This window comes from Acidovorax sp. KNOB132 (assembly GCF_057541515.1).
The window spans coordinates 1-1,766 of sequence record NZ_BAAJYT010000466.1; the positions used below are offsets into that span (position 1 = coordinate 1).

Annotated in this window: 1 pseudogene; it reads right to left on the reverse strand. The window is 72.9% G+C overall.

The window, feature by feature from the left end:
* Nucleotides 1–1,746: pseudogene (locus tag AC27IO_RS23765) on the reverse strand (TonB-dependent receptor); the annotation flags it as partial.
* Between the last annotated feature and the right edge of the window lie 20 nt (nt 1,747–1,766).

Consider the following 1,766-nt stretch of genomic DNA (forward strand, 5'->3'; position numbering starts at 1 on the left):
CGATGCGCGGCAGCGGCTCGCCCGTGTCCTCGTTGGTGGCGCGCACGAGGTCGCCGCGCAGCTGCAGGTCGAGCGTCGATGCCGTGTCGCCGAACAGCGTGGCGCCGGCCAGGCCGCTCTCGCCCACCAGGCGCACGCTGCCGCTCGCCTCCAGGCCGTAAAACTTGGCGCGCACGCCCTGGTAGCGGTACTCGGGCAGCGCATCGGCCGTGCCGGCGGGCACGCGCTCGCCGTCTTCCGTCAAGCTGGCGCCCGTGGGCGTGAGGCCAATGTAGTTGGAGAACCGGCTGTAGAACGCGGTGACGGCGAAGCGGTTCGGCCCGCTCTTCCAGGCGGCGCCCACGTCGATGCTGGTCGCCTTCTCCAGGCCCAGGCGGCTGTCGCCCGTCTCCCAGGCGCCGGTGGCGATGTGCGGGCCGTTGGCGAACAGCTCGTAGTCCTTGGGGGCGCGCTGGGTGTACGACAGGTTGGAGGTCAGCTGCCAGTCGGGCGCCAGGTTCACGAGCGTGCCCACCGCCGCGCTGTGCGGGTGGAAGGTGTGCTTGCCGGTGTCGAAGCGGTCGGTGTCGGCGCTGCCGCACGATTCCACGCTCACCTGCTCGGTGCGGGCGCCGAAGGTCAGCTTGCCCCAGCCCGTGGCCAGTTCCTCGTGCGCGAACAGCGCGGTGGACCGGCTGCGGCTGTAGGGCGCGAAGGCCTCTTCGCCCACCGCCGAGAAGCGCGACGATTCGGCCTGCAGGCCGATCACACCCTGCAGCGCGCCCAGCGGCGCGTGCCTGGCCTCCAGCCGCAGGTCGTTGCCCCGGTTGCGGAAGGTGGTGCCGGCCTCGCCGCCCTCGAATTCGGTGTGCACGTAGTCGGTGTGGCTGGCCTGCATCTTGATGCTCTGCAGCGGGCCCGCGTCGATGCGCCACTCGCCGTCCAGCGCGTAGCGGTTGGAGCGCATGCCGATGGTCACGTCGTCCTCGGCCACGGTGCCGTAGTCGTTGCGGTAGGTGCTGGCCGAGCGCCCAGGTAGCCGCGGTCGAAGAAAACCGTGCCGCCCACCGCGCCGCCGCGCGTGTGGCTGGCGGAGTTGCAGATGCGGCGCGCCAGACCCGGCGAGCCGGGCTTTTCGCAGGCCAGGTCGGCCGGGGCGCGCACGTCGTCGGTGTCGCGGTCGAACACGTCCACGTGCAGCGCATAGCGGTCGTTGCCGCCCTCCACCATCGCGCCGCCCGAGCGCTCGCCGTTGCCCGTGGCGGCCGCCGCCTCGGCCTTGCCGGCCACGCCGTTGATGGGCTCGCGGGGAATGCGGTTGTCGATCACGTTGACCACGCCGCCCACGGCGCTGCCGCCGTACAGCAGCGCCGCCGGGCCGCGCAGGACCTCGATGCGCTCGGTCACCAGCGCCTCGGTGGGCACGGCATGGTCGAAGCTCAGGGCCGAGGCGTCCAGCGTGGCGCCGCTGTTTTGCAGGATGCGGATGCGGTCGCCGTCCAGCCCGCGGATGATGGGGCGGCTGGCATTGGGGCCGAAGTAGGTGCTGCTCACACCCGGCAGGCCGTCCAGCGTCTCGCCCAGGGTGGACTGGGTGCGCAGGGTGAGCGCATCGCCCGACAGCTGCGCGGCCGGCGCGATCACGGTGGCGGCGCCCAGCGGGTTGCCGGTGACGGTCACCTCGGGCAGGCGGGCGGTAGGCGTGGGCGTGGATGCGCTGGCAGCCGGGACGCCCGCGGGTGCGGGTTCGGCAGGTGCCTGGGCGATGGCGGCGGCCGACTGGGCAT